The organism is Agrobacterium vitis (assembly GCF_013337045.2).
Lineage (GTDB): Bacteria > Pseudomonadota > Alphaproteobacteria > Rhizobiales > Rhizobiaceae > Allorhizobium > Allorhizobium vitis_B.
In genome coordinates, this window is the sequence record NZ_CP118259.1 from 2,473,972 (window position 1) to 2,499,191 (window position 25,220).

Here is a 25,220-nt window from a genome sequence, read left to right on the forward strand (position 1 = left end):
TTTTATCCGCAGTTTATCGGCATGGCACGGCGACTAATGCCGTCCGCCTTCGAGATAGGCGGCACGTACCTGAGGGTCGGCCAGCAATTCCCGGCCGGAGCCGCTCATCGTCACCAACCCGTTGACCATGACATAGGCGCGGTCGGACAGTTTCAGCGCGGCAAACGCATTCTGTTCGACCAGGAACACGGTCAGCCCTTCTTCCTGGTTGAGTTTCTTGATCGCCTCGAAAATCCCCTTGACGATCAAGGGCGCCAGCCCCAGCGATGGTTCGTCCAGCAGCAGCAGCTTGGGCCGCGCCATCAGCGCCCGGCCGATGGACAACATCTGCTGCTCACCGCCGGAAAGCGTGCCGCCGCGTTGGGCGTGACGCTCTTTCAGGCGCGGAAACAGGGTGAAGATCTTCTCGACGTCCTCCTGGAAATATTTGAGATTGTCGAGACCAGCACCCATTTGCAGGTTTTCCATCACCGTCATGCGCGGAAAAATCCGCCGCCCTTCCGGTGATTGTGCGATGCGCTGGCGAGCGATCAGGTGGGTGGGCATTTTGGTAATGTCCACACCGTCGAAAATCACCCGGCCGGCGCGCGCCTGCGGGCTGCCGCAAATCGTCATCATCAGCGTCGATTTGCCAGCGCCATTGGCGCCGATCAGGCTGACGATCTCGCCTTTTTTAACCTCGACGCTGACACCGCCAAGCGCGCGGATATTGCCGTAATAGGTCTCGACGGCCTCAACCTTCAAAAGAGCTTCAGCAGTCATCACAATTTGCCTCCGGCCACGGCTTCCACATCGGAAATCGCGTCGTCCAGTTCTTCATCCTCGACACCAAGATAGGCCGCAATGACTCTCGGGTCGTTCTTCACGTGGTCAGGCGTGCCATCGGAAATCTTCTGGCCATATTCCAGCACCACAACGTGGTCGGAGATTTCCATGACCACCGACATATCGTGCTCGATCAGCATGATCGATGTGCCGGTTTCGTCCCTGATGCCATTGAGCAGAGTGTTGAGCGCCAGCGATTCCCGTGGGTTGAGGCCGGCAGCAGGCTCATCCAGGCACAGCAATTCCGGTTCCGTACACATTGCGCGAGCGATTTCGAGACGCCGCTGTGCGCCGTAGGGCAGATCGCCAGCCGGATCGTCGGCCCGCTCGATCAGGTCGGCGCGCTCCAGCCAGAACCTCGCCTTGTCGATCGACAGTGCCGCTGCCTTCTTGTAGGCGGGCAGGCCGAGCAGACCGAGCACCGTATAGCCGGAGGCCTTCATCAGCGCATTGTGCTGGGCAACCAGCAGGTTTTCCAGCACGGTCAGGCCGGAGAACAGCCGGATATTCTGGAAGGTACGCGCCACCTTGGCTTTCTTGGTAATCTCGAAATCCGTCAGGCGTTCCAAAAGGAATTCCTTGCCAGCCTTCTGGCGCAGGGTGACCATCCCCATTGTCGGCTTGTAGAAGCCGGTAATGCAGTTGAACACCGTGGTCTTGCCCGCTCCGTTCGGGCCGATCAGCGCGGTAATTTCACCGCGCCGGGCTTCAAAAGAGAAGTCGTTGATGGCCATCAAGCCGCCGAATTTCATCGACAGGTGCTCGACCGTCAAGATTGGGTCATTGCTCATGGTTTGCGTCCCGGATGTCATCAGCCGTGACCCTCCTTGGTAAAGCTGCCGGAGACAGCCTTGCGTTCCTTCAGGAAGGCCGTCGGCTCTCTGCTGCCGACAAAGCCGCGCGGCTTGAACAGCATGACCACAATCATGGCAAGACCGAATAGCAGCATGCGATACAGTTCAGGAGTAAAATCAGGTCCGAACACGTGCTTCAGGAATTCCATCTCGCGCAGCAGTTCCGTGCCACCGACCATGACGATGGCGGCGACCGCGATACCGGTCAAAGACCCCATGCCACCCAGAACCACGATGGCGAGAATAACCGCCGATTCCAGGAAGACGAAGCTTTCCGGCGACACGAAACCCTGGCGGGCGGCAAAGAACGACCCGGCAAAACCGCCGAACATCGCGCCGATGGCAAAGGCCGTCAGTTTGGTCTTCACCGTGTCGATGCCAAGCGAGCGGCAGGCGATCTCGTCTTCGCGCAGCGCTTCCCAGGCCCGGCCAATCGGCATGCGCCGCAGCCGGATGGTCACATAGGCGGTGAGCATGCACAGCCCCAGCGCCAGATAGAACAGGAAGATCTTGTAATAGGCCGAGGACATCGGCAGGCCGAAGGTCTTGGCAAAACCATGCGCCGAGGCATCGAAGGGAATGCCAAACAGTGTCGCCTTGGGAATGCCCGATACGCCGAACGTGCCCTGGGTGACATCCGTCCAGTTGATCAGCACCAACCGGATGATTTCCCCGAAGGCCAGCGTGACGATGGCGAGGTAGTCTCCCCGCAGGCGCAGCACCGGAAAACCGAGCATGATGCCCCAGAAGGCGGCCAGAATGCCCGATATCGGCAGCAGCAGCCAGAAAGACAGGCCGAAATGCTGCGACAGCAACGCGTAGGAATAGGCACCGACCGCATAGAAGGCGACATAGCCGAGATCCAGCAACCCGGCCAGACCGACGACGATGTTCAATCCCCAGGCGAGCATGACGTAGATCAGGATCTGGATGCCGAAATTATCGACATATTTCAGCGAACCCTGTGTACCGACCAGAAAGAGAATGACCGGCGGATAGAGGATCAGCGCCACAAGCGCAATCTTCAGGAAATGCGTCTTGAAGAACGATGGCCGGGCATCCGTGGTAGCGGCGGGCTTTGCAGCCGCCCGCGCCTTGCGCGCTGCCGACCAGGGCCGCAAGACAGCGACCACGGCAAACCGGCCGATGGCGGCAATCGCCACGAAAATCGACAGAAGACCCCAGCGCGTATACCAGACCAGGGCATTGTTGATGTCCTGGTCGGTCTTGATGCCGATGAACAGCACGAACAGGCCGAGCGCCAGCAAGCCTGCGAACACGGCTTCTTTCAATGCCCGCGCCATCAGGCCGGGCTGCGCCTTGACGGCAGAAATGTCGACATTTGCCATGATCTCAGACCTTCTCGACTTCGGGACGGCCCAGGATGCCGGTCGGTTTGAAAATCAGCACGAAAGCCAGGATGCCGAAGGTGGCGACATCCTTGTAGGCGATGGTGAAATAAGCCGACCACAGGGATTCGATCAGGCCGATCAGCAGGCCGCCAAGGACTGCGCCCGGCAACGAACCGATGCCGCCCAAAACCGCCGCGGTGAAGGCCTTGACGCCGGGAATGAAGCCATCGGTAAAGGAGGCAACCCCGTAATACATCAGATACATGGTACCAGCCACCGCAGCCAGCGCCGCGCCCATCACGAAGGTGACGGAAATGGTCCGGTCGACATCAACGCCCAAAAGGGCCGCCATCTTACGGTCCTGCTCGGTGGCACGCTGAGCACGGCCAAGCGGCGTCTTGTTGACGATATACCAGAAGGCAGCCAGCAGCACCGCCGTTACCGCGACGATGATCATCTGCTTCAGCGACACCGTGATGGCGCCGAAATGATAGACATCATTGACCAATGCCGGAATTGGCTTGTTGCGAGGGCCTTGCGCGACCTGAATAAAATTGGACAGCGCGATCGACATGCCGATCGCCGTGATCAGCGGCGCCAGCCGGAAGGACCCGCGCAAGGGTCGATAGGCGACCCGCTCAATGGTCCAGTTCCACAAGCCGGTCATCAACATCGATACAACCAACATGATCAGCAGCGCCAAAGCCACTGGAATGCCTGCAAAAAATGTCGTGAGAAGCAAAAAGACAATCAAGGCGGCAAAACCGCCGAGCATGAAAATATCGCCATGGGCGAAGTTGATCATGCCGACAATCCCGTAGACCATCGTATAGCCGATCGCCACCAGGCCATAGATCGAGCCAAGCGTCAGCCCGTTGATAAGCTGCTGGATGAAATAATCCATACATTATCCCCCGGATGCCGATCAAACGCAGCATCCATATGTTGTCCCATTCGGGTTCTTCGTGTTGGAGGGATTTGATATCGGTTTCGACAAAAATGTGAAGCCTAAAAGCTTTGCAGCGCGTATTTTTCTGTCAATTGCTCAACATATTGGCAGTTTTTGCACAAATTCGGCATTAAACCTGAAATTGCGCTCAAAAAGCGCGCAGATGACTCCGGACCAACTTACCGAATGAAAAAAACCCGGATGGTTTCGTGGTTTTTTACGATGGCATCAGCAACCGCAACGCCAGATCGACGCGCATGCGGATTTCGCTGTCCAGATCTTCTTCCTGCTTGCCGAACATCAGAACCTTTGTCTGCAACGGCCCCAGAACCGCCCCGACAAATATGTCGGCAATATCGCGGCGATCAACGGCCTCGGATGGGCTGACCGCGACGTGGAAATCCAGCTCCTGCGCCAGAAAGGCTCGAAAATTCTCGACACAATCCTCGTAAAACTGCCGGGTCAGGCCGGGATGCTTGCCCGCTTCGGCAATGATCAGCCGGGTCACCAGAATCTGGCGGGGCGACAAGACGAACCGAGCCAGGGCCTCCAGCGCCAATCGCACTCTCTCACGCGGGTCAGCCGTTTGCCCGCGCTGACCGCCGATTTCGATCTGCAATTGATCATGAGACTGGATCAACGCGGTAAACAAGCAGCGCTTATCGGGAAAGAACCGGTAGACGGTCTTTTTCGCCATGCCAGCCAGACGCGCCACCTCCTCCATGGTCGCATCGCCAAAGCCCATAGTGTCAAACACCACTTCGGCAGCCTTGAGAATACGCTCACGCCGTTCCTCATCCGGCATGACCGGCAGACGCATGACCACTCGCTGCTGTTCGGACATCGGCCTTCTCACACTTTCGACTTGACAAACGGAAACGAAAGCGTTTCCTGATCGTCGGGAGGAAACGACAACGTTTCCATGCTTACCGCATAATTTATCCGACCGAAATGGTAAAAGATCAATTCTGCGGCATTCAAACATCTAGACGACTGCGCAAACAACGAACCAAAGGCGAGCTGCTGCATGATTTTCTGAACCGCATCCGGTTCAGGGTAGAAATCATGCAGCAGCGCACATGCGTCAAGGGAAACGCAGAGTGCTTCATGTGCAGCGCGGTAAAGATGTATGGCTGGCATGGTCAGATTCAGGAATATGAAAATGGACCGAAAAACCCTTGTTCTAGCCATCTCCATCGGCATGATCTGTGCCATCGGGCCGCTTGCAACGGATATGTATCTGGGCGCCATGCCACTGATGGCTACGAGCTTATCGACCACAGCCGCGACGATCCAGCTGTCCGTCATGACATTTTTTTCCGGTTTCACCATCGGGCAAATGTTCTACGGGCCGATTTCCGACAGGACCGGCCGCAAGCCGATAATTTATGTGGCATTGGCTATCTTCTGCCTGTCCTCCCTTGGCTGTCTAACCGCATCGACCGGCGAGCAATTGCTGGTATGGCGCTTCATACAGGGCGTGGGCGGCTCGATCGGCATGGTCATCGGAACAGCCATCATCCGCGACACGCATACCGGCTCGGCAGCCACAAAGCTGATGTCCATGGTGATGCTGGTCATCGGCGTCGCCCCGATCCTCGCACCGTTTGCCGGCAGTCTCATTCTGAAAATAGCCAATTGGCAGATGATTTTCGTATTGCTCGGCTGCTATGCGGCGCTGTGCTTGCTGGTCGTCGCGATCTGGCTTCCCGAAACCCGGTTGCCAGCCGACCGCGCTTCCAGCAAACCCAGCCGTGCCCTCATCACCTATGGCGGATTGTTGATCAGCCGCAATTTCATCCCCTATGCCGGCACCATGGCGCTCGTCCAGGGCGGGTTCTTCGCCTATATCGCCGGGTCGTCTTTCATGCTGATGACGGTCTACGGGCTTTCGGCCATCAGTTACTCGATTATCTTCAGCACCAACGCAATCGGCCTTGGCATCGGCACGCAGATCTGCAACCGGTTTGCCACACGGTTCGGTGTAAAGGCCGCAGTACGCGGCTCCGTGCTGCTCTATACGGTCATCGCCCTGGTACTGGTCGCCACCCAGCTGACCGGCACCGATAGCCTGACGATCACCTGCATCCTGATGTTCATTCTCGTCATGTCGATTGGCGGCATCATGCCGGGTTGCAACGTGCTGGCAATGGAAGCCCATGGCACCATTGCCGGGACTGCCGCCGCCCTGGCGGGAGGCCTTTCCTTTGGCGCAGGCGCCCTGTCCAGCTTTGTCCTCGGCTTGCTGGAAAACGGCACCGCCCTGCCTCTGGTCAGCGTCATGGCCGGTTGCGGTATCCTGGCCGTACTTGTCACCCAGGTATTTTTCGAGGACAGGCAAGAGACAACAGTTCCCGAAAAAGCCTGACGAGGATCGGGAATTCTGCGCGAATACCGGTGCGGTAACCCCTTAGATCTGCGCCATAATTCTCGATTTGAATCGATTCCGCTTTCAGGAATTATGCGGTCAAACGATAGGGCAAGCATTACCGCTTGCCCTTGACAGCTCTGCTTTATTCAATCCTATTGAAAGTTAAAGAGCTGCGCGCAGCCATAGCGATGCTGCGCGCCTTTTGCGGTATCGATCACAGGGTTCTGTGGAAAGAAATACGAGGCGTTTATTGAAAATGACCTTTCGTATTTAGCTTTTGAATACCTCAAGATACGGATAAATTTGAGATATTTGACATTGGTCAAAGCAGGGATACGGTCCACATCTTCCATGCCTTCCTATAAAATGGCAAAAAAAAGGCGTTTTCATTCGTCGATTCAATCTTTATAAAACAAACATATGCAGGCAGACGGCAGACACGGGATGGCCATCGTTTCGAGGGGAAACGTCGAAAGATGATAGCAGCGCATGACACGAGGACACATGATACGAGGACGATCATAACGTCACAGCAAAACATCGTCGTCCAGCAATTGCAGGTCCGCCGTGAGGCACGCGCCGTTATCAAACGCCAGCACCCCCGGGTGATCTGGCTCACCGGCTTGTCTGGCTCGGGAAAATCCACTGTCGCCAACGCGTTGGAAAGCGAACTGCACGGCCAAGGATACCACACCTACATTCTCGACGGCGACAATGTCCGCCACGGACTGAACCGCGATCTGGGCTTTTCTGATACCGACCGGGTGGAAAATATCCGCCGGGTGGCAGAAGTCGCCAAGCTGATGGCGGATGCAGGCCTGATCGTGATCGTCTCCTTCATCTCCCCCTTTCAGGCCGACCGCGACATGGCCCGCGACCTGATGGCAGACGGCGAATTCATTGAAGTTTTCATCGATACCCCCTTGCAGGAATGCATGCGGCGCGATCCAAAGGGCCTTTATCGCCGGGCGTTGATGGGAGAGATCAAGCAGTTTACCGGGGTCAGTTCCAGTTACGAGGCACCGCAAAATCCGGATATTCATTTGAAGACCACACAGGCCAATCCAACAGAAATGGCCAACCAGGTCATTCATTATCTCAAGGAAATCGCGCCAGCCTGATAGAAGATCTGGACAAATAGAGTAGAAAAATTGAACACGTATCGTGTAGCCTGCGTTTTTTGAGGAACATGACGTGATTGATTTGTTTGAAAAGGCGGCAATAGCCGCAGGCCGCGATATTATGGACGTGTTCCACAATGGCCCGACGGTGCGCACCAAGCGCGACGCCTCACCGGTGACCGAGGCCGATGAGCGGGCGGAAGCGATCATTCTTTCCGCCCTGGCGGCACAGTTTCCCGCTATTCCCGTGGTGGCCGAGGAAGCCGTCGCCGCCGGCAATATTCCCCAGACCAGAGGCCAGCCCTTCATTCTGGTCGATCCACTTGACGGCACCAAGGAATTCATTCGCAAAAGCTCCGACTTCACGGTCAATATCGCGCTGATCGAGGCGGGTATTCCCGTCATGGGCATCGTCTATGCTCCGGCGCGTGGCCAAGCCTATATTGGCGACCGCAACGGCGCCCTCAAGATCGAGATCGATGCCAATTTCCACCCGGTTTCGCGCCAGTCCATCAAGGTGCGCACTCCCACAGACGGGATGATCGCAGTGGCCAGCCGCGCACATAGCGGCCCGGAAACTGAAGAATTCCTGGTAAACCACGCCATAACCGATACCCGTTCCGTCGGTTCATCGCTGAAATTCTGCCTGGTGGCGGAAGGGGCGGCCGATGTCTATCCACGGTTCGGCCGAACGATGGAATGGGATACCGCCGCAGGCGACGCCGTGCTGCGGGCCGCGGGTGGCATGACAGTCGGACCAGACGGTGCGCCGCTGCTCTACGGCAAACGCGATCAGCTCCATGATAGCGATTTCGCCAATCCCTCCTTCATCGCCTGGGGTGACAGACAGGCCTGAGCCTTCTGCCTTCCAGCGTGAACATGAAACCGGGAATTGCCTGAAAAATCAAATCTCTCCTGCCGGTCTTATCCACGGTCAAACGCCAGCGCTGATAATGGCGCGAGCGCTGGAGCCTGGCCTGCCGATTTCCTCGGCTCGGCCACGCTCCGGATTTTGACAGGATGCGATCTCCGGGAAGGTCTTGCGTGCCAACCGGATGTCGCTCCACATCGATGGAGATGACCATGGCAGACAATAGCCCACGCCTCGATTTGCCTTATATCCTGCCCTCCCAAGCCCAGAAACATGTCACTCATAACGAGGCGCTGCTGGTTCTGGATGCGGTAACGCAGCTTGTGATTGAAGGCACTTTTACCACGCCTCCCGCCTCCCCTGCCGCCGGCTCCTGTTACTGGGTTGCCGCCACCGCGACGGATGCCTGGACTGGCAAGGAAGCGCATATCGCCGCCTGGCAGGATGACAGCTGGGCTTTCCTGACGCCCGCCGCTGGCTGGCGCGCTTATGTCCGTGCGACGGGCCGATTGCAGACCTATGACGGCACGGCCTGGCAGGATCTCGCCCTGCCCGACACGGCCTCCTTTTCCCGGCTCGGGATCAATGCCACAGCCGATGACACCAACCGGCTGGCCGTGTCGAGCGATGCCGTGCTTCTCAATCACGCCGGTGGCGACAACAGGCTTAAACTCAACAAGGCGGGCGAGAGCAATACGGCAACGCTTCTCTATCAGTCCAACTGGCAAGGCCGCGCCGAAATAGGGCTGGCCGGCTCGGACCAGTTCAGCATCAAAGTCTGCAATGACAGTGGCAGTTGCACCACCGCCCTGCTGATTAGCGGCGACGGCACCGTCACCCAGCCGGCAAGACCCGCCGCTCGGGCAAAACTGACAAGCCCGTCCCTTGTGGTTTCCAGCGGCATGGTTACCGGATTTAACGGACTGGTCATCAGTCAGGGCAATATGCTGCTTGCCACCGCCACGGCAAGCGGCAATGGGCAAAGCCTGAAAGTGCCAGTCGCTGGCCTGTACATGATCTCTCTTACCCTCGCCACCGCCGCTACCGACACCTATACTGCAACCGTGGTGGACAGCGCTCAGACGAGCCTTTTAAAGATGACCATCGGCACGACGGAAACCGCTGCCGAAACCCATAGGACGGCCCTGATCACGCTGGACGCCGGAACGGAAATCAGCCTGTTGCATAATGGCACGGCTACATTTGCCTCCACCGATGCGGGCATTAAATTTTCGATATTTCTAATATAAAGGACACTATCGTCGTCAAACCGGCGTAGCAAAATGGCAACAATGTTCCGATTTGAGAAAATAGACCCAAGAAGAAACATTTACTTCAGAAGGTTAACCATTCGTTAAGTTTGTTCATGACGAGCGCCCTATTTGGGACTACATAAGCCACAAGAACTTTAGTCGGGAACAAATGGCGGTGCCAAAGCGGAGGAAACACACTCTGCCTGCAACCGCACGCAACCAAGAATCTGGAACAGTTGACACCGGCAAAACCGGATCGGCTGTTCCAGGAGGGACGAGGCTGGAATGGGTGTACCGCATGCACAGCAAGGCCTTCAGGCACGTCGCATCAACCGACGACGGACGCGGTTTTCAAGAAATCGGGTTCATCTGATTGCTAAACGAAGCCTCGACATCCTGATCTCGATCAGCGCATTGACGATCTTGCTGCCGTTTCTGCTGTCGGTCGCCGCGCTGATCAAGCTCACCTCCCCCGGCCCGGTGCTGTTTCGGCAGATGCGCTGGGGCCGCGACCAGCAAAAAATCCGCATCTACAAATTCCGCACCATGTATGCTGCGGAATGTGACGATAGCGGCGTGCGGCAAACTACCGAAAACGATCCCCGTATTACTGCCGTCGGCGCAGTCCTGCGGCGAACCAATATCGACGAACTTCCACAATTACTGAATGTGTTGAAGGGTGACATGTCGCTGGTCGGACCGCGCTGCCACGCGATTGGCATGTTGGCCGCCGGCATGCCCTACGAGGATCTGGTTACCGATTATCATCACCGGCATCAGGTCAAGCCCGGTCTGACCGGCCTTGCCCAGATGCGAGGCCTGCGCGGACCGACCGGCTCCGCCGCCAAAGCCCGCGCCCGGATCGCCGCCGACTTGTTTTATGTGGATAATTTTTCGTTCTGGCTCGATATCAAGATCATCCTCGGCACCATCCACTCCGAACTGACCTGCGGCAAAGGCTTTTAAAGAGAAGGATCTCACCTGATCTGGCCGGAATTATCCGGTAAAAACTCTTCCAGCGGTGAGAGTGAATGCAAATTCTTTCCACATTCGACAAATTTGTCTCGAAAAAACGCAAGGTCGCGACGCGCCGCCCAGCGGCCAAGTCCGTTAAAGCGCTCTCTTGGTGCCATTGATTCGCACTGCGCTGAGCCAAAAGCCAAAATCTGTCAAGTCAGAACCTCCGAGTGATCACGAATTATTAAATTCAAACCCTGGGATGTCACCGGGATCAAACTTCACGCAAATTTTCTTGAGTAAAAACCAATTAGGATAGACAGCTTAACGGCAATAAATTTTGTGATAGACGATATATATACATAAAATTGTTGATTTCGAACTTGCGAGTGGCCCGTCAGAGGCTCGTCTTCATCTGAAAACGCCGTTTCTACGTGACATCAGCAGCCTTGGCCAAGTCCCTAAAATTCTTATCAAATTGTTACCCGGTGCTTAGGTAATTTTTAAAGGTGCGGCGTTAGATTTCTGGTCTGTGGTCTTGAGTTTGTATTAGAGAGTCCAATGACCGAAACGATACGCCCGCGAGTTAAATATGTTATCGGCCCTGACGGCAGTCCGTTGACAATTGCCGACCTGCCGCCAGCAAATACCCGTCGCTGGGTCATCCGCCGCAAGGCAGAGGTTGTGGCTGCCGTGCGCGGTGGCCTGTTGAGCCTTGAAGAAGCGTGTGAACGCTACACGCTGACCGTGGAGGAATTCCTGTCATGGCAGGCCTCCATCAATGACCATGGCTTGCAGGGCTTGAGAACGACCCGAATCCAGCAATACCGTCATTAACGCCAGACGGGGATTGGGGCTTGGCCTGAAGACGAAGGCTCGAAGAGGTCGACCACACCTCGCCTCGCCAGATGCCGCCTTGCCAGATCCAGCCTTGCCAGATCCAGCCTTGCCAGATCCAGCCTTGCCAGATCCAGCCTTGCCAGATCCAGCCTTGAAGGAATTGCAAATATCTCAGATGCCTCAGGGTATTTGAGATATTTGCAAAAGCACGACGACCAGCCACGTTCAATATCGCCTTGAATAAGGCCCCAGCGGGGCTACGGCGTTCCTGGGCAAAGTGGCTCTGCCCTCGGAGGGGTTACGCCTCAGTGACACAGCCAGGCAACCGACCAGCACTACGTCCGGCCGATTTTCGTGCGAGATTTGATTTTTTGATTTCCACTCAGCCGAATGTGCCCCGGGCAACTCCCTAGAGCTTTTCCAGCCTCCGGTTAACCCAGACGCCTTCCCTGTCACCCCAGGACGTTGGGATGTGAATGGTTTCCAAGGGAAGCTGCTGTCCCCTCACCTATCACAGATGTCGGCTTCATAGGGGATCGGTCCGGACATTGCACCGAACCGTGGACAGTGTAGGGAACTCGGCTTCAGAGCCGCTGATTATCGCAGTGAGCGGGATACGGTTTTGCACAATGCCGCCGTGGGCACCCTTGATCCGGCAAATAGCTGATAAAATAAATATCATATAGTCGTGGATGAAATGGCCGTTCCATTCCATATGAACGGCCAGGCAATGAAACCATCATCCAGCAGGTCCCATTCCCTGCCTGCCTTTGTCATCTACGATCAGGATCTTCGCCGTTAAGCGCGAACCCGCTGCTGATTGTCGCGCTCTTCCAACGCGGCGGCCTTGGCATGTTCGGCCTCGGCCAGTTCCAATGACAGTTCCGCGGCATCTTGTTGAACCTTCAGCTCGCGAATCGAATCCTGCAGGTTGTCGGCACGCTGGCGGGCGGCCTTTGCAAAAGTCGGATAGGCGAAATGCGAAGCATCAGTGATGCCCGCCTTTTTTTCTTCCAGAGAAATCTGATTCTCCAATTCCTTGGCCATACGTTCAAATTCAGACATCATTAACTGCAATTGTTGCAGCTGCCGACGCTTCTCGGTAACCTGAAATGCCTTCAGGCGAACTAGGCTGTCACGCGACTTCATACGCAATACTCCCGTGATGCGAGACATCCCGCCGTCACTCTGTTTTGACATCGCCCGCTGACATTTAAACGAATCACCGCGAAAAAATCTCACGGCGTTAACAAAAAACTACCTTTGGTAACCTTTCGTTTACGGGCATCGTTAATGATAAGGGAGATCTTTTAAAGGTCGGTAAATGCCCGGGTCCAAAATGCAGGACAATGACAATGATGAGTCAATTGAATCGCTTAAGGGGTTTTCTTCCCTTTTCGATTCATCTGTGGCGATGAGAAAATAACATATGAATCAGGAGGCTAGGCATTATGCTTAATAAATTCGTTACACCTTGCCAGAGTGAATCAGAATTTGTTAACCATTTGGTGGCAGCCTTCAAATCAGGCAACGACTGGATCCGTATCGCGTAGTGGGCCATTCAGACCTTTCGGCGGCGGTAAAGGGGATAATTATGCGGGTTCTACTCATCGAAGACGACAGCGCCACAGCGCAGAGCATCGAACTGATGCTCAAGTCCGAAAGTTTTAACGTCTACACCACCGATCTCGGTGAGGAAGGCGTCGACCTCGGGAAACTATACGACTACGACATCATCCTGCTGGACCTCAATCTTCCCGACATGTCGGGTTACGAGGTCTTGAGAACGCTTCGCCTGTCCAAGGTCAAGACACCGATCCTCATCCTGTCCGGCATGGCCGGCATTGAGGACAAGGTTCGTGGTCTCGGCTTCGGCGCTGACGATTACATGACAAAGCCGTTCCACAAGGACGAGCTTGTTGCCCGCATCCATGCGATCGTTCGTCGTTCCAAGGGCCATGCCCAGTCGATCATCATCACCGGCGAACTGATCGTCAATCTCGACGCCAAGACCGTCGAAGTTGGTGGCCAGCGCGTTCACCTGACCGGCAAGGAATACCAGATGCTGGAGCTGCTTTCGCTCCGCAAGGGTACCACGCTGACAAAGGAAATGTTCCTTAACCATCTCTATGGTGGCATGGACGAGCCGGAATTGAAAATCATCGACGTGTTCATCTGCAAGCTTCGCAAGAAGCTGGCCAATGCCGCCGGTGGTGCAAACTATATCGAAACCGTCTGGGGCCGTGGCTATGTGCTGCGCGAACCTGACAGTGCCGAATATATGGAAACGGCCTGACACCGGTTTGTCGTTACAACGGGGCGTTATTCGTAACGCCTCGCCGTAAATCCCCACCAGTGCCACTCCCGCGCGAGATCGTATGATCTCAGAAAAGTCCCTGCATTGCCGGGACTTTTTTGCGTTGGAGAAAATGGATTGCTGAGACCCGCGACAATCGAGACAGTCCCATGCTGTTAGAGCATCGGGCCGAAAATTAACAACCGGTTTGCGGATAAATCCGCCATGTCTGGAGTGATTCGGGATCAGGCGGCTTCGCGGTCGCTGAACACTTCGGTCAGTGTTTTCCGGTCGAAGGGCTTCAGCAGGAAGTCGCTGGCTCCGGCCCGCTTGCCTTGCATCATGTGTTTCAGGTCGGCTTCGATGACGCAATAGAAAATCCGCACCGTTTTACCCTCCGGCATGGCCCGGATATTGGTGATCAGCCCAAGCGCGCCGTCCAGGCCCGAATCAACGATGATCACATGCGGTAATTGTGCTTCGCAAGCCAGCATCGCCTCACGCGCCGTGGATGCTTCCGTCACTCCAAAACCCAGTTCGGACAGAATTTTACGGCCAACCTTTCGAACGATATCTGACGAGTCAGCAATGATCAGGTTCTTCATGCCGATCCCCTTTCGATGCCCTGGACCTTGCTTAAACATCAAAAAGATTAAGCAATTTTCCAAAACAGCAAGCGGCGCGCCCCGTGCACCGCGTCTTCATCCATTGCCGCCGCAGCCCGCGGTCTGACTTTGCCCATATTCCAAATCCTCAATGGATTTGAGATATCTACGTTGCATCAAAGGTAAATCCAGAAGACTAAGGAAACATTACCTGCATCGGATGGAAACGGAAAACGGCACCTGAAGCCTAAGACAACAGGCGCCGTCGAGCATCTTTATGCCTGATCAGCCAGCAGCAACTGATTCGGCAGTGAAGATAATTTCGCCTTCGCCGATGCTGTATTTCAGCTCCATCGATGATTCGTCGGCCAGCAGCACGGTGTAATAGGGCTGGATCGAATGGGCATCGACAGCTTCTTCCATCTGGCCATTGCAGATTTCGGCGAATTTCGGCGGCACCCGCAGCATGCGGCCCTTGGCGACGATGGTAAATTTCGCGTCATATTCCGGATTTTCCAGCGTCACGTCCAGTGAGCCGCCGCGCGGAATGGCGCCGTAGGCCACCAGCATCAGGTTCATCAGCAATTTGACGCGGTTCTTAGCGATAATGGCGCGCGGACCGTTCCAGGTGATTTCGGTTTTCTTTTCGGCGGCAGCGAAATCCTTGACGGCTTTCTCGGCCTCGCCAGTATCGATCGACGCACCGACCGAGCCGGAGGCCCCAAATGCAAGCCGGGCGAATTTCAGACGAACCGAAGCATTCAGCGCGCTGGTGCGAATCAGGTCCATTGCATCGGCATCCGCCCCGCCTTCATCCAGCAGTTCCAGCCCGTTATTGATGGCGCCTACAGGCGAAATGACATCATGGCAGACGCGGCTGCACAGCAGGGCTGCCAGATCGGGTCCGGCCAGCGTTAGGTTCACGTTCTTGAGCATCGAATTCTCCTCGACGGCAAAGTCTGTTATCGGCTGAGAGGCATGGCTGCCCCATCAAGCCGCATGATGTCGACGCCATAATGACACCATATTTGGTAAACCCATTGTTAATACGAAGTCATCAAGATGGAAGTCCGGTCTCATCAGAGCCGATTCTATTCATATCCGAGGAGGAAGCGATGCGCTTTTCCATCATTCGGGACCTTTTCAGGACCTGGATTGTAACGGCTGGCGTGGTTGCGGCAAGTGTTGTTTCGCAGCCCGCGACTGCAATGGCGCAAGGCGATCAATATACCATGCAGGAAGTGGTCGATGCGGGCCACTCCTTCTTCGGCTCGACCAGCGGCGCGCTGGCCAAGGTGATCGAGAAGGCCTTCGGGCAATATGGCCTGCCCAATGGCTACATTCTCGGCCAGGAAGGCTCCGGTGCATTTATCGCTGGCCTCACCTACGGCGAAGGCACGCTCTATACCAAGAATGCCGGCCAGCATCCGGTATTCTGGCAGGGGCCGTCGCTCGGAATCGATTACGGTGGCAATGGCAGCCGCACGATGATGCTGGTTTATAACCTGCCCGCCGTCGGCAGTCTCTACAGCCGCTATGGCGGCGTGAGCGGCTCGGCCTATGTGGTGGCTGGCGTCGGCATGACGGCACTGAAGAACAATAATATGGTTCTGGTGCCGATCCGCACTGGCGTCGGCGCAAGGCTTGGCGTCAATGTCGGCTATCTGAAGCTGACGCAATCCTCCACCTGGAACCCCTTCTGATCGGCACCGGCTTGGTTGATGTCAAGTCGGTCCATCACTCACACCTGCTGTTGTCGAACATCAACAGGCTAGGATGGAATGGCATAGGGTTTTGGTTTACAGAATGTGCATCTGGACCGTCATCTGACACTTTGGGAACCGCTCTAACGGATATGGCACCGCCGTGATCGAATACGCCCTGCTCTTTGCATTGGGATTTGCCGCCGCAGCCCTTCTGGCGGCGTTGATCAGCCCTGCCATCCATGGCCGCATCGTTGCCTATACCGAACGGCGTCTGCGGGCCACTGCCCCCCTCGGCCCAGAAGAAGTCCGCGCCCAGAAGGACATGGTCCGCGCCGTTTATGCCGCCGAAAATGCGAAACAGTCCTATGACCTTCGGCGCGAGCGGGAGTATTTCGTCGCCGTCAAGGCCGCCGCCGATCAAGCCCAGGCGGAAGCGATCCGCGCACTCGGCGCAGAAGATGCCCTGAAGGAGCAGATCCACGCCATGAGCAATGAGGCCGGCACGCTCCGCGTCGCGTTGCGCCAGAGCCAGGCGCAGACGGAGCAGGTGAAAGCCGCCTTGCTGCGCAATGAGGCCATGGTTGCCAGCCGCGACCTCGACATCGAGACGCTGACCGCCAAGCTGGCCCGCCTGGAGGCGGACCTGGCCGCCCGCAATCGAGAAACCGCAACCCACAAGCACCAGACAGAAGACCTGCAACTGCGCCTCCAGGATTTGCGCACTGAACGCGAGACATTGCGCGACGAGGCCAAGGCCGCCGCCAGCCGCGCCCAGAAAGCGGAACAGCGTCTCCTCCAGGAGGAAGACAAAGTGCTGCGGCTGGAAGAGCGGCTGGAACGCTTGCAAAAGATCGACACCCCTGTGCAACAGGTCGCCAAATGAACGAAAGCCCACCGGACATGCAGCACCCCACGCCCGAGGCAATCGAAACGCTTGCAGACGACTTGCGCCAGCGCAGCGAAGCGCTCAGTTCCCGGCTGCTTGCTGGCAATGGTGTCGAGGAAGACGCGGCTCTGCGTACGCAAATCGCCGAAATCGCCGCTGGGATGATCGTGTTCACCGCCCGCAAGGAAGGCGAACCATCGCCGATCCCGGCCCTGCTGGCAAAACCTGCCCCCAGCGCCGATGCGCCGCAACCGCTGCTGGACCGGATCAGGGCACTGGCACCGGATCTTCTGAACGATTGAGCCCACCGCCTCGGAGGGCAGGACGGCGCAGCCGGATGAGCGGCCCCCTACCCCAATTTTCCCAGCGCCCGCGCCGCGCTGTGCAGGGCGATGCCGCTGGCGGTGCCGAGGTTGAGGCTGTCGAGTTGCGGTGATTGGGCGATCCGCACGGTCATGAACCGGGCAAGCACGTCAGCGGGCAGGCCCTCGCCTTCGGTGCCCACCACCAGCGCCAGCCTTTGCCGATCGCCAAGCCCGGAGGCGATATCACCGATTTCAGTGGTTCCTGATGGTGTCAGCGCCGCCACCAGAAAGCCAGCCGCATCCAGCGCCGACAACAGCGCAAGGGCGCTGTGTTGGCGCGCATAGGGCATGGTCAGCACCGAGCCGACCGAGACCCGCAGCGCCTTGCGATAGAGCGGGTCGCAACTGGTCTCATCCAGCAGCACCGCATCGGCACAGAAGCCGGTGGCATTGCGAAACATGGAACCGACATTGTCATGGTTGGAAATGCCGCAGCCGACCAGAACCAGGGCGTTTTGCGGCAAGCCAGCAATCAGCTGCGTGGCATCGGGCGCGGTCAGCCAGCTGCCCAGCGCCAGCACGCCGCGATGTAGGTGAAAGCCAGCGATTGCATCCAGCACGGCAGCGCTTGCTACATAAACCGGCAGGTCATCCGGCCACTGGTCGAGAAGCGGCTGTAGACCCGCCACCCGGTTTTCCAACAGCAGCAGCGCTTCGGCGCGAATACCACGCCCGGCCAGATGCGCCGCCAGCAACATGCGCAGCACCACGGTACCCTCGGCAATGAACCGGCCCTCGCGCCCCGTCAGGTCGCGCTCACGGATATTGCTAAAGGCAGCGATCCGCGGGTCCTGCGGATCGGAAATGGTAACGAACTGGACCATGCTTTTTACGGCCTATTGCGTGATCGCGACGTCCGCGATCATCCGGCCCACCGACAGGTCAAACACATAGGCCTTGGACTGGCCTTCGGCTGTGGTGCCGTAAAACAGGATCTGCGTGCCTGACAGCGCTGTGGAGGTCACTTTGAAACCGGCGGGCAGACGGGCGGCCAGCGCCAAGGGCTGGTCGGAGGGGATGGTGAGGCCACCGGCCTGCGTCTTTTCCGGCGTAGGCGCGTGTTTGACCTTGTAGACAACGGCGGCCAACACCGCCATAAGGCTGACAAACATGATGGCCGCCGAGACGAGTTGCAAACGCACCATCTTGCGGCGAACTTTTTCGAGCACCGGATCGAGCGGCTTGTCTTTCTGTTCGTCGGTCTCGACTTGGCTCATGAAACTTAAACCTTTCCCTGATGGAGCTGCTCTGCCGCCCATTGGGCCTCGGCCAAAATGGCCGAAAGACAGGATGCGCTATGACAGACCCCTTTAAACAAGCAGGTGAGCCAAGGAAAGAGCTGATTGCCAGTGAGGACGCCGAAGGCCGTCTGGATGCCTGGCTGGCAGCAAGCCTTGGCGGCGACCTGTCGCGCAACCGGGTAAAGGCCCTGATCGAGCAAGGCGCGGTCTTCATCAACGGCGCCGCCGTCACCGAGCCGAAGCGCAAGATCAAGCCCGGCGACCAGGTGGTGATCGCCATGCCGGAGCCGGAAGACCCCGAACCCAAGGGCGAAGACATTCCGCTGACCGTGCTCTACGAGGACAAGGACTTGATCGTGCTGTCAAAGCCCGCCGGTCTGGTGGTGCATCCCGGTGCTGGCAACTGGACCGGAACGCTGGTCAATGCGCTGATCCACCATTGCGGCGACAGCCTCTCCGGCATTGGCGGGGTGAAGCGTCCCGGCATCGTCCACCGGTTGGACAAGGAAACCTCCGGCGTCATGGTCGTTGCCAAGAACGACATTGCCCACCGGCATCTGGCCGACCAGTTTGCCGACCATGGCCGCAGCGGCCCGCTGGAGCGGGCCTATCAAGCGCTCGTCTGGGGCCGCCCGCGGGGGCTGCGCGGCACGATTGACGCCGCCCTTGGCCGGGCCGGCGACCGCACCAAGCGTACCGTGAAGCGCGAGGATACCGATGATGCCCGCGAAGCCATCACCCATTATGAGGTGATGGAGCGTTATGGCGAAAAGCCGGATGCAACCTGCCTCGCCTCGCTGGTGGAATGCCGGCTGGAAACCGGCCGCACCCACCAGATCCGGGTGCATATGGCCCATATCGGCCATCCGCTGATTGGCGATCCAGAGTATGGCGCGGCCTTCAAGACCAAGGCCAACCTGCTGCCGGAGGCGGCAAAGGCCATCGTCAATAATTTCCACCGTCAGGCGCTCCATGCCTATCTCTTGGCGTTCGAACACCCGACCACTGGCGAAGTCATACATTTCGAAGCGCCTATCCCCGACGACATGGAAACAATTATCGAGGCGCTGCGCGATATCGCATGAACCCTTTGCCCCGTTAAACGTTAGCGCAGGTCCGACATGGCTGCGCATCCGTTGCGCGCCGGACAGGCAAACGGGGCAAGGGACGATTATGGATACCAAGCAAGCAGTCGGAACATCGCGCGATCTGCACGATGGCAAGTCTTTCTGGGCTGCGACACCGAATATTGTGGTTGAGAGCCGCGACGCCCCGGCCCGCACCGATTACGATGTCATCATCATCGGCGCCGGGGTTAGCGGCGCCTTGATGGCACAGGCGCTGGCGGCGGATGGCCGCCATATTCTGGTGGTTGATCGTCGCGCGCCGGTCAAGGGCAGCACGCTGGCCAGCACCGCGATGATCCAGCATGAAATCGACATTCCGCTGTCCCAATTGTCCAGAGATATCGGAGCCAAGAAGGCCATGCGCGCCTGGCGGCGCTCGGCAGCCTCCGTCGATAGCCTGGGAGAGCGCATCGCCAGCCTTGGTCTTTCCTGCCAGTTCCAGCAGCGCACCAGCCTTTTCCTGGCAGGCGACGAAATGGGGCACCGCGCTTTGGCCGCTGAAGCGGAACTGCGCCGTGAAGCGCAGTTGGACGCCGAGTATCTGACCGGAGCGCAGGTGAAGGAGCGGTTTGGCATCGATCGCACGGGAGCGATCCTCTCTCCCTGCTCCGCCAGCGCCAATCCGGCCCAGATGACGGCTGGCCTGCTGAAGGCCGCCCAGCAAGGCGGCGTTGAAATTGTCTCACCGCTGGCGATTACCGCCATCCGGGAAACCCGCGACGGGGTGATGGTGGCAACAGCAGATGGCACATTGCTCTGTGCCGCAGACCTTATCGCCTGCACGGGCTATGAATATCTGAAGATGATGGAAAGCCCCCTGCATCAGGTGATTTCCACCTGGGCCATCACCTCCGAGCCAAACGCCGAAAGGCCGGACTGGCTGGATGACCACTTGGTCTGGGAGGCCTCCGAACCCTATCTCTATTTCCGCTCCACACCCGATGGCCGGATTATCGCCGGAGGCGAGGATGAAGACGATCCGCTCGCCCATCAGGACGCAGCCAAGGCGCGGCGCAAATTCGAGACAATCCGGCAAAAGCTGAAGGCTCTGGCCGGAATTGAGATGGACCACATCGCCTATGGTTGGTCGGCGCCGTTCGGCACGACACGGGATGGGCTGCCGATCATCGACCGTGTTCCCGGCACCGACCATGTGCATGTTGTGATGGGATTTGGCGGCAATGGCATCACCTTTTCGACCATCGCGTCGGAGATTGTTTCGGCCCGGATTGCCGGACGCAAGGATGCCGATGAAGATTTGTTCCGATTCCGCTCGTAAATCAATCGTGACCGGCGTGGTGCGCTTGAATCCCGGCCATGCCACACTTATGTGACATAGGATTTCGTGCGGGATGAGGAAATCCGCATGATAGAGCTTGCCCGTTTGGCATTGGGAAGCTCATGGATAAAGGGGGTGCTTTATGGCCCGCAATAGCTTGCCTTCGATTACCGCCGGTGAAGGCGGACTGAACCGATACCTGGATGAGATCCGCAAGTTCCCTATGCTGGAACCCCAGGTGGAATATATGCTTGCCAAGCGCTATGCAGAGCATGGCGACCGCGATGCCGCTCACCGGCTCGTCACCAGCCATCTGCGCCTCGTGGCGAAGATTGCCATGGGTTATCGCGGCTATGGCCTGCCGATTGGCGAAGTCGTCTCCGAGGGCAATGTCGGCCTGATGCAGGCCGTGAAGAAATTCGATCCCGAACGCGGCTTCCGGCTTGCCACCTATGCGATGTGGTGGATCAAGGCCTCGATTCAGGAATATATCCTGCGCTCCTGGTCGCTGGTAAAGATGGGCACGACCGCCAATCAAAAGCGGCTGTTCTTCAACCTGCGCCGCCTGAAGGGCAAGATCCAGGCCATCGAGGAAGGCGACCTGAAGCCGGATCAGGTCACGGAAATCGCCACCAAGCTGAAGGTCAGCGAGGAGGAAGTGATTTCCATGAACCGCCGCCTGTCGGGCGATGCCTCGCTGAACGCGCCGATCCGCGCCAGCGAAGGTGAATCCGGCCAGTGGCAGGATTGGCTGGTGGACGATCATGACAGCCAGGAAGACACGCTGATCGAGCAGGATGAGCTGGAAACCCGGCGCAACATGCTGTCGCGCGCCATGGGCGTGCTGAACGACCGCGAACGCCGGATCTTCGCTGCACGCCGTCTGGCCGAGGAGCCGGTGACCCTGGAAGAACTCTCCTCCGAGTTCGACATCAGCCGCGAACGTGTACGCCAGATCGAAGTACGCGCCTTTGAAAAGGTTCAGGATGCTGTCCAGAAGGACGCACTGGAACAGGCCAAGGCGTTGCGGGTGGTCGAGTCCTGACGTTCAGCCAGGACAATCGCAATGTTTTACAAGCCTCGCAATAATTCTGCGCGGCTTCATCCATTCCGCCTCTCGGGAGAAGTGTGCCGTGACAGAGCAACAGTCCATTCTGGAACCGGTTGCAAAGCAGCTCGACGCCTATAATGCCAAGAATATCGAGGCCTTTATGGAACAGTGGGCGCCGGATTGCCGGATCTATGACTTCCCCGATACTTTGTTGGCGGACGGCACCGCAGAGATCCGCAGCCGCCACATCGAGCGCTTTCGTGAGCCGGACCTGCATGGCAGGCTGATTGCCCGCCACATCACTGGCAATATGGTCACTGATATTGAATGCGTCACCCGCAACTTCCCGGAGGGCAAGGGTGAGATCGACGTGCTCTGCCTTTACGAGATTGAGCGCGGAAAGATCGCCAGGGCCTGGTTCAAAATGGGTGACCGACGCCTGCTGAGTTGAACAAGACCGATAAACAGATCAACGCCGGTTCACATTATACCAAGACTCGAAGATGCTGGCGCTACTCGCCCTGAAGGAGGGTCGATACATCAATCCCATGAGACATTCGAAAAGGCAATAACAAGAGTTACTTCATTTATGTCGCGTCATTGCAAGATATTCAGCAGTCATTGACATTCAGCCACTTTAATTTCTCAAAATTGCAATTATTAGCATCATTATTATTTTAAGCTACCTAGAGAAGAAACACTAATGACCGTATTGGATATCGAGCATTTTCTCGCACGACAGAAAACACCATTTTATATTTACTCCCGAAACAAGATAGACCAAAATATAGATAAATTTAAATCCATAATATATAAAATTAAATTTTGCCAGCATGGCGAATTATAATCCAATTTTTCTAAATATTATAATAACAAATGGATTTGGAATATTTGCAAACTCACAGAAACATATAAATATTGTAAAATCTTCTTTTTTTCAGAGAGAAATATTATTTTCGCAAGCACTGGAATTTCAGAATCCCTAATGACTCGCCTGATTAAATCAGGAATTCATATAAATATTGACTCTATAGAACAACTTGGTTTGCTCATAAGGCTCGGCGGCAAGACGGCAGGATTCGATGGCGCGCCTCATCGGTGAAAACGGAATGTTTGTCACCTGGGGTGGGTCTGCTGGCCCGAAATCGGATGATATGGCCAAAACAATCCACGAAACATTGGCTAAAGCTTTCCCTCATACCGTCGCTTGGATCTGCCATCCGCAAGCCTATGGGACCTCATGGCTGACGTTTGCAGGCTCATTTAGTCCGATAGAGCCGTTGAAACTCACATCTTCAGCAATCGACGCCTATATCGACCGGAATGTGTCGGGGGATCTCAAGCTATACGACGGCATTACCCATATGCATATGTTCAACCTACCGAAAGACGTTCGGCGCAAGCTATAGCCAACATTTTACAAATTAAAATCGCCGAGATATAAACTCATGAATAACTACAACAATAAAAATTTATCAATCGATGAAAATTTTGATGCTGTAAAAATTTTATACGACGATGCTATGGCTCAAAATATAAAAATACATGACATTATATACCCTGTAGTCTTTAGAGCTACAGAATATATTGTTCAGTTCAGCGACAACAGCAAAACGGAACTCAAGAAACTTGGGGACGCATTAGATCTTCCCCCTGGTTCCAGAGTGCTTGATATAGGAAGCGGTCGTGGCAGGGTTGCGGCCTATATGGCTGAACAGTTTACTTGGAACGTCACAGGTGTTGAGATTTCAACCGTTCCAATGGCTGACGCTCGAGACTACGCAGCAACCCTCGAATCTTCTTTAAGAAACCGATTGGCGTTCGTGCAAGCCAATATTTACGAATATAGCGAGGCTCCAGTCTTCGACGGCGTTTATGGGACCGGTGCATTCTGCCATTTCAACGCCACACGGTTGTTTTCCCATCTTGCCACCCTGCTGCGACCGGGGGCCCGTATTGGGGTCATGGAGCGCGTTCGACTTGGGCCAATTCCCGCAGATGACTGGGATCGTTTGACAAGGGAGTGGCAGTGCCCGACGGTCTACACAACCGATGAATATGCCGACGCCCTAAGCCAAGCAGGCTTTGAGAACATACAAACTATTGATTTAAAGCAAACATTTCGCATATGGCAAGAAAAGTCTGTGACCGTCCGCGACGCCATGGCCGACCGAATTACCAGCCTGTCCTCTCGAGACTACCATGAAGCCGCCATTGCCCATGCCGGATATGAAGCGGATGTAACCCGCAAAGGCCTGCTGGGCTACGTGTGCGTGACAGCCACACGTCGTCACGACGTCAGATAGAAGGCTGCGACCATGGAAGGCTGGGTTCAGCAATATCAATCGAAGGACGAGAGCCACGCACACCGCATAAAACGATCGTGGCAAGTGGAAAGACCGCAATCCAGGGCTGGGAAATTGTTGATTTCCATCAATACGGCCTTTCGCTGCTGCTGGATGGATGCATTTAGTCAACCCAGAAAGACGAGGCATTCTACCATGACGCTCTTCATCTGCCTGCCCAGATGGCCTGCATAACAGCACAGACTGTTTTGTTGATAGGGGGAGCCAATGGAGGGTCGCTGCCAAGAGTGTTGCGCTTGCCACATCTGTTAAATGTGACATTGCTGGATATCGACCACGAGCTTCATCAGATCTCACAACGGTTTTTAGGGCATATGCACGGCGAAAGCCTCGCCGACCCGCGCGTCAGAATGGTCTTTGGACCGCCCCATGAGCAATTAAAAGATCTTCTGAAAGAAGGCAGACGTTTCGATATAATTGTCGCTGATACCCCAGATGCGACAGACGACAGCTATTCATCACATCTTTTTTCCAGTGAATACCTAGGGATGCTTTCAGACTTACTCACAGATGATGGTATTTTCGTTACCCAGGCCGGGCAAGCGCATCCGATGAATTGTCGCTTTACCGCAAGGGTCGTCACCACACTTGACAACATCTTCCCCGAAACCGTGCTCTACACCCAGCACGTGCAAAGTTTTGGTGTTCCCTGGTGCTTTGCACTGGCAGGACGCGCCGCAAAAGAAATCGCACTGGCCGATCCGGCTTGGATCGACGCCCGACTAAACCGTCTGAAGGGTTCTGGCGCCGAAACCTACGACGGCACAACCCACCGCCACATGTTTTCACTCCCCAAGCTGCTCAGAACATCTATAGAGCTCGAAAAGCGTTACCTTACTCCAATTACTTTATCACAGATGGAACACGTTCTGGTTACTGAAAACCACTATTCCAAAGAGACATAA

Annotated in this window: 27 protein-coding genes and 1 pseudogene; 17 read left to right on the top strand and 11 right to left on the bottom strand. The window is 56.3% G+C overall.

Annotated features, from left to right (window positions below):
* Window positions 1-33: 33 nt before the first annotated feature.
* The 6 genes from G6L01_RS11940 to G6L01_RS11965 all read right to left on the bottom strand — a co-directional run bounded on the left by G6L01_RS11940 (window position 34) and on the right by G6L01_RS11965 (window position 5,288).
* Entirely contained in the window at window positions 34-762 is a 729-nt protein-coding gene (locus G6L01_RS11940; RefSeq protein ID WP_070166574.1) for an ABC transporter ATP-binding protein, read from the bottom strand.
* Entirely contained in the window at window positions 762-1,637 is an 876-nt protein-coding gene (locus G6L01_RS11945) for an ABC transporter ATP-binding protein (RefSeq protein ID WP_070166575.1), read from the bottom strand. The genes G6L01_RS11940 and G6L01_RS11945 overlap by 1 nt, the downstream gene beginning before the upstream one ends.
* Complete coding sequence (gene livM / locus G6L01_RS11950) at window positions 1,637-3,028, bottom strand: high-affinity branched-chain amino acid ABC transporter permease LivM (protein ID WP_070166576.1); 1,392 nt, start codon at window positions 3,026-3,028, stop codon at window positions 1,637-1,639. The genes G6L01_RS11945 and livM overlap by 1 nt, the downstream gene beginning before the upstream one ends.
* A gap of 4 nt (window positions 3,029-3,032) precedes the next feature.
* Window positions 3,033-3,935, bottom strand: a complete 903-nt coding sequence (locus G6L01_RS11955) for a branched-chain amino acid ABC transporter permease (RefSeq protein WP_015916937.1) — start codon at window positions 3,933-3,935, stop codon at window positions 3,033-3,035.
* Window positions 3,936-4,197: 262 nt separating this feature from the next.
* Window positions 4,198-4,824 (bottom strand): TetR/AcrR family transcriptional regulator, encoded by a 627-nt coding sequence (locus G6L01_RS11960; protein WP_070166577.1) that lies wholly within the window; start codon window positions 4,822-4,824, stop codon window positions 4,198-4,200.
* Window positions 4,825-4,832: 8 nt separating this feature from the next.
* Window positions 4,833-5,288: a hypothetical protein gene (locus G6L01_RS11965; RefSeq protein WP_234891925.1), complete on the bottom strand. Its 456-nt coding sequence runs from the start codon at window positions 5,286-5,288 to the stop codon at window positions 4,833-4,835.
* Here G6L01_RS11965 and G6L01_RS11970 point away from each other — a divergent pair.
* The 6 genes and pseudogenes from G6L01_RS11970 (at window position 5,182) to sciP (ending at window position 11,390) form a co-directional block, all read left to right on the top strand.
* Window positions 5,182-6,348, top strand: coding sequence for a multidrug effflux MFS transporter (locus tag G6L01_RS11970; protein ID WP_234891922.1), 1,167 nt, complete (start codon window positions 5,182-5,184; stop codon window positions 6,346-6,348). The genes G6L01_RS11965 and G6L01_RS11970 overlap by 107 nt on opposite strands.
* Window positions 6,349-6,884: 536 nt before the next feature.
* Window positions 6,885-7,472, top strand: a pseudogene (gene cysC / locus G6L01_RS11975) (adenylyl-sulfate kinase); the annotation flags it as partial.
* Window positions 7,473-7,545: 73 nt separating this feature from the next.
* Window positions 7,546-8,328, top strand: coding sequence for a 3'(2'),5'-bisphosphate nucleotidase CysQ (gene cysQ / locus G6L01_RS11980; RefSeq protein WP_070166582.1), 783 nt, complete (start codon window positions 7,546-7,548; stop codon window positions 8,326-8,328).
* 227 nt (window positions 8,329-8,555) lie between these two features.
* Window positions 8,556-9,593: a DUF2793 domain-containing protein gene (locus G6L01_RS11985; protein ID WP_071207321.1), complete on the top strand. Its 1,038-nt coding sequence runs from the start codon at window positions 8,556-8,558 to the stop codon at window positions 9,591-9,593.
* A gap of 288 nt (window positions 9,594-9,881) precedes the next feature.
* Complete coding sequence (locus tag G6L01_RS11990; protein WP_070166583.1) at window positions 9,882-10,562, top strand: sugar transferase; 681 nt, start codon at window positions 9,882-9,884, stop codon at window positions 10,560-10,562.
* Between the two features lie 552 nt (window positions 10,563-11,114).
* On the top strand, window positions 11,115-11,390 hold the full coding sequence (gene sciP / locus G6L01_RS11995; protein WP_015916944.1) for a CtrA inhibitor SciP: 276 nt from the start codon (window positions 11,115-11,117) through the stop codon (window positions 11,388-11,390).
* Between the two features lie 801 nt (window positions 11,391-12,191).
* Here the strand turns inward: sciP and G6L01_RS12000 are convergent.
* Window positions 12,192-12,542 (bottom strand): flagellar export protein FliJ, encoded by a 351-nt coding sequence (locus G6L01_RS12000; protein ID WP_070166584.1) that lies wholly within the window; start codon window positions 12,540-12,542, stop codon window positions 12,192-12,194.
* A 445-nt stretch (window positions 12,543-12,987) separates the two neighbouring features.
* Between G6L01_RS12000 and ctrA the strand changes: the two genes are divergently transcribed.
* Window positions 12,988-13,689: a response regulator transcription factor CtrA gene (ctrA, locus tag G6L01_RS12005; protein WP_015916946.1), complete on the top strand. Its 702-nt coding sequence runs from the start codon at window positions 12,988-12,990 to the stop codon at window positions 13,687-13,689.
* Window positions 13,690-13,934: 245 nt separating this feature from the next.
* Here ctrA and G6L01_RS12010 read toward each other — a convergent pair whose 3' ends face one another.
* Both G6L01_RS12010 and chpT read right to left on the bottom strand, forming a co-directional pair.
* Complete coding sequence (locus G6L01_RS12010) at window positions 13,935-14,294, bottom strand: response regulator (protein ID WP_070166975.1); 360 nt, start codon at window positions 14,292-14,294, stop codon at window positions 13,935-13,937.
* 285 nt (window positions 14,295-14,579) lie between these two features.
* Window positions 14,580-15,230, bottom strand: coding sequence for a histidine phosphotransferase ChpT (chpT, locus tag G6L01_RS12015; protein ID WP_070166585.1), 651 nt, complete (start codon window positions 15,228-15,230; stop codon window positions 14,580-14,582).
* Between the two features lie 179 nt (window positions 15,231-15,409).
* On the opposite strand from chpT, the gene G6L01_RS12020 reads away from it, so the two are divergent.
* From G6L01_RS12020 to G6L01_RS12030, 3 genes are all read left to right on the top strand, one after another.
* Window positions 15,410-15,997, top strand: coding sequence for a DUF1134 domain-containing protein (locus tag G6L01_RS12020; RefSeq protein WP_060718157.1), 588 nt, complete (start codon window positions 15,410-15,412; stop codon window positions 15,995-15,997).
* Between the two features lie 163 nt (window positions 15,998-16,160).
* Window positions 16,161-16,883, top strand: a complete 723-nt coding sequence (locus G6L01_RS12025) for a hypothetical protein (protein WP_070166586.1) — start codon at window positions 16,161-16,163, stop codon at window positions 16,881-16,883.
* The gene (locus G6L01_RS12030) at window positions 16,880-17,188 is read left to right on the top strand and encodes a hypothetical protein (protein WP_070166587.1); all 309 of its coding nucleotides are present in this window, start codon (window positions 16,880-16,882) and stop codon (window positions 17,186-17,188) included. Before G6L01_RS12025 ends, G6L01_RS12030 begins: the two co-directional genes overlap by 4 nt.
* 47 nt (window positions 17,189-17,235) lie before the next feature.
* On the opposite strand, the gene G6L01_RS12035 is transcribed toward G6L01_RS12030, so the two are convergent.
* Both G6L01_RS12035 and G6L01_RS12040 read right to left on the bottom strand, forming a co-directional pair.
* On the bottom strand, window positions 17,236-18,075 hold the full coding sequence (locus G6L01_RS12035) for a TrmH family RNA methyltransferase (protein ID WP_070166588.1): 840 nt from the start codon (window positions 18,073-18,075) through the stop codon (window positions 17,236-17,238).
* Between the two features lie 12 nt (window positions 18,076-18,087).
* The gene (locus tag G6L01_RS12040; RefSeq protein ID WP_015916953.1) at window positions 18,088-18,468 is read right to left on the bottom strand and encodes a hypothetical protein; all 381 of its coding nucleotides are present in this window, start codon (window positions 18,466-18,468) and stop codon (window positions 18,088-18,090) included.
* Window positions 18,469-18,548: 80 nt separating this feature from the next.
* Between G6L01_RS12040 and G6L01_RS12045 the strand changes: the two genes are divergently transcribed.
* From G6L01_RS12045 to G6L01_RS12075, 7 genes are all read left to right on the top strand, one after another.
* Window positions 18,549-19,577, top strand: a complete 1,029-nt coding sequence (locus G6L01_RS12045) for an RluA family pseudouridine synthase (RefSeq protein WP_070166976.1) — start codon at window positions 18,549-18,551, stop codon at window positions 19,575-19,577.
* Between the two features lie 88 nt (window positions 19,578-19,665).
* Window positions 19,666-20,898: an NAD(P)/FAD-dependent oxidoreductase gene (locus G6L01_RS12050; protein WP_070166589.1), complete on the top strand. Its 1,233-nt coding sequence runs from the start codon at window positions 19,666-19,668 to the stop codon at window positions 20,896-20,898.
* Between the two features lie 142 nt (window positions 20,899-21,040).
* On the top strand, window positions 21,041-21,943 hold the full coding sequence (gene rpoH, locus G6L01_RS12055) for an RNA polymerase sigma factor RpoH (RefSeq protein WP_015916956.1): 903 nt from the start codon (window positions 21,041-21,043) through the stop codon (window positions 21,941-21,943).
* A gap of 88 nt (window positions 21,944-22,031) precedes the next feature.
* A complete protein-coding gene (locus tag G6L01_RS12060; protein WP_070166590.1) occupies window positions 22,032-22,400 on the top strand; it encodes a nuclear transport factor 2 family protein in 369 nt (122 codons plus the stop codon).
* Window positions 22,401-23,031: 631 nt separating this feature from the next.
* Entirely contained in the window at window positions 23,032-23,358 is a 327-nt protein-coding gene (locus G6L01_RS12065; protein WP_139190363.1) for a class I SAM-dependent methyltransferase, read from the top strand.
* A 39-nt stretch (window positions 23,359-23,397) separates the two neighbouring features.
* Entirely contained in the window at window positions 23,398-24,255 is an 858-nt protein-coding gene (locus G6L01_RS12070; protein WP_070166592.1) for a class I SAM-dependent methyltransferase, read from the top strand.
* Window positions 24,256-24,476: 221 nt separating this feature from the next.
* Complete coding sequence (locus G6L01_RS12075) at window positions 24,477-25,220, top strand: spermidine synthase (protein ID WP_174089258.1); 744 nt, start codon at window positions 24,477-24,479, stop codon at window positions 25,218-25,220.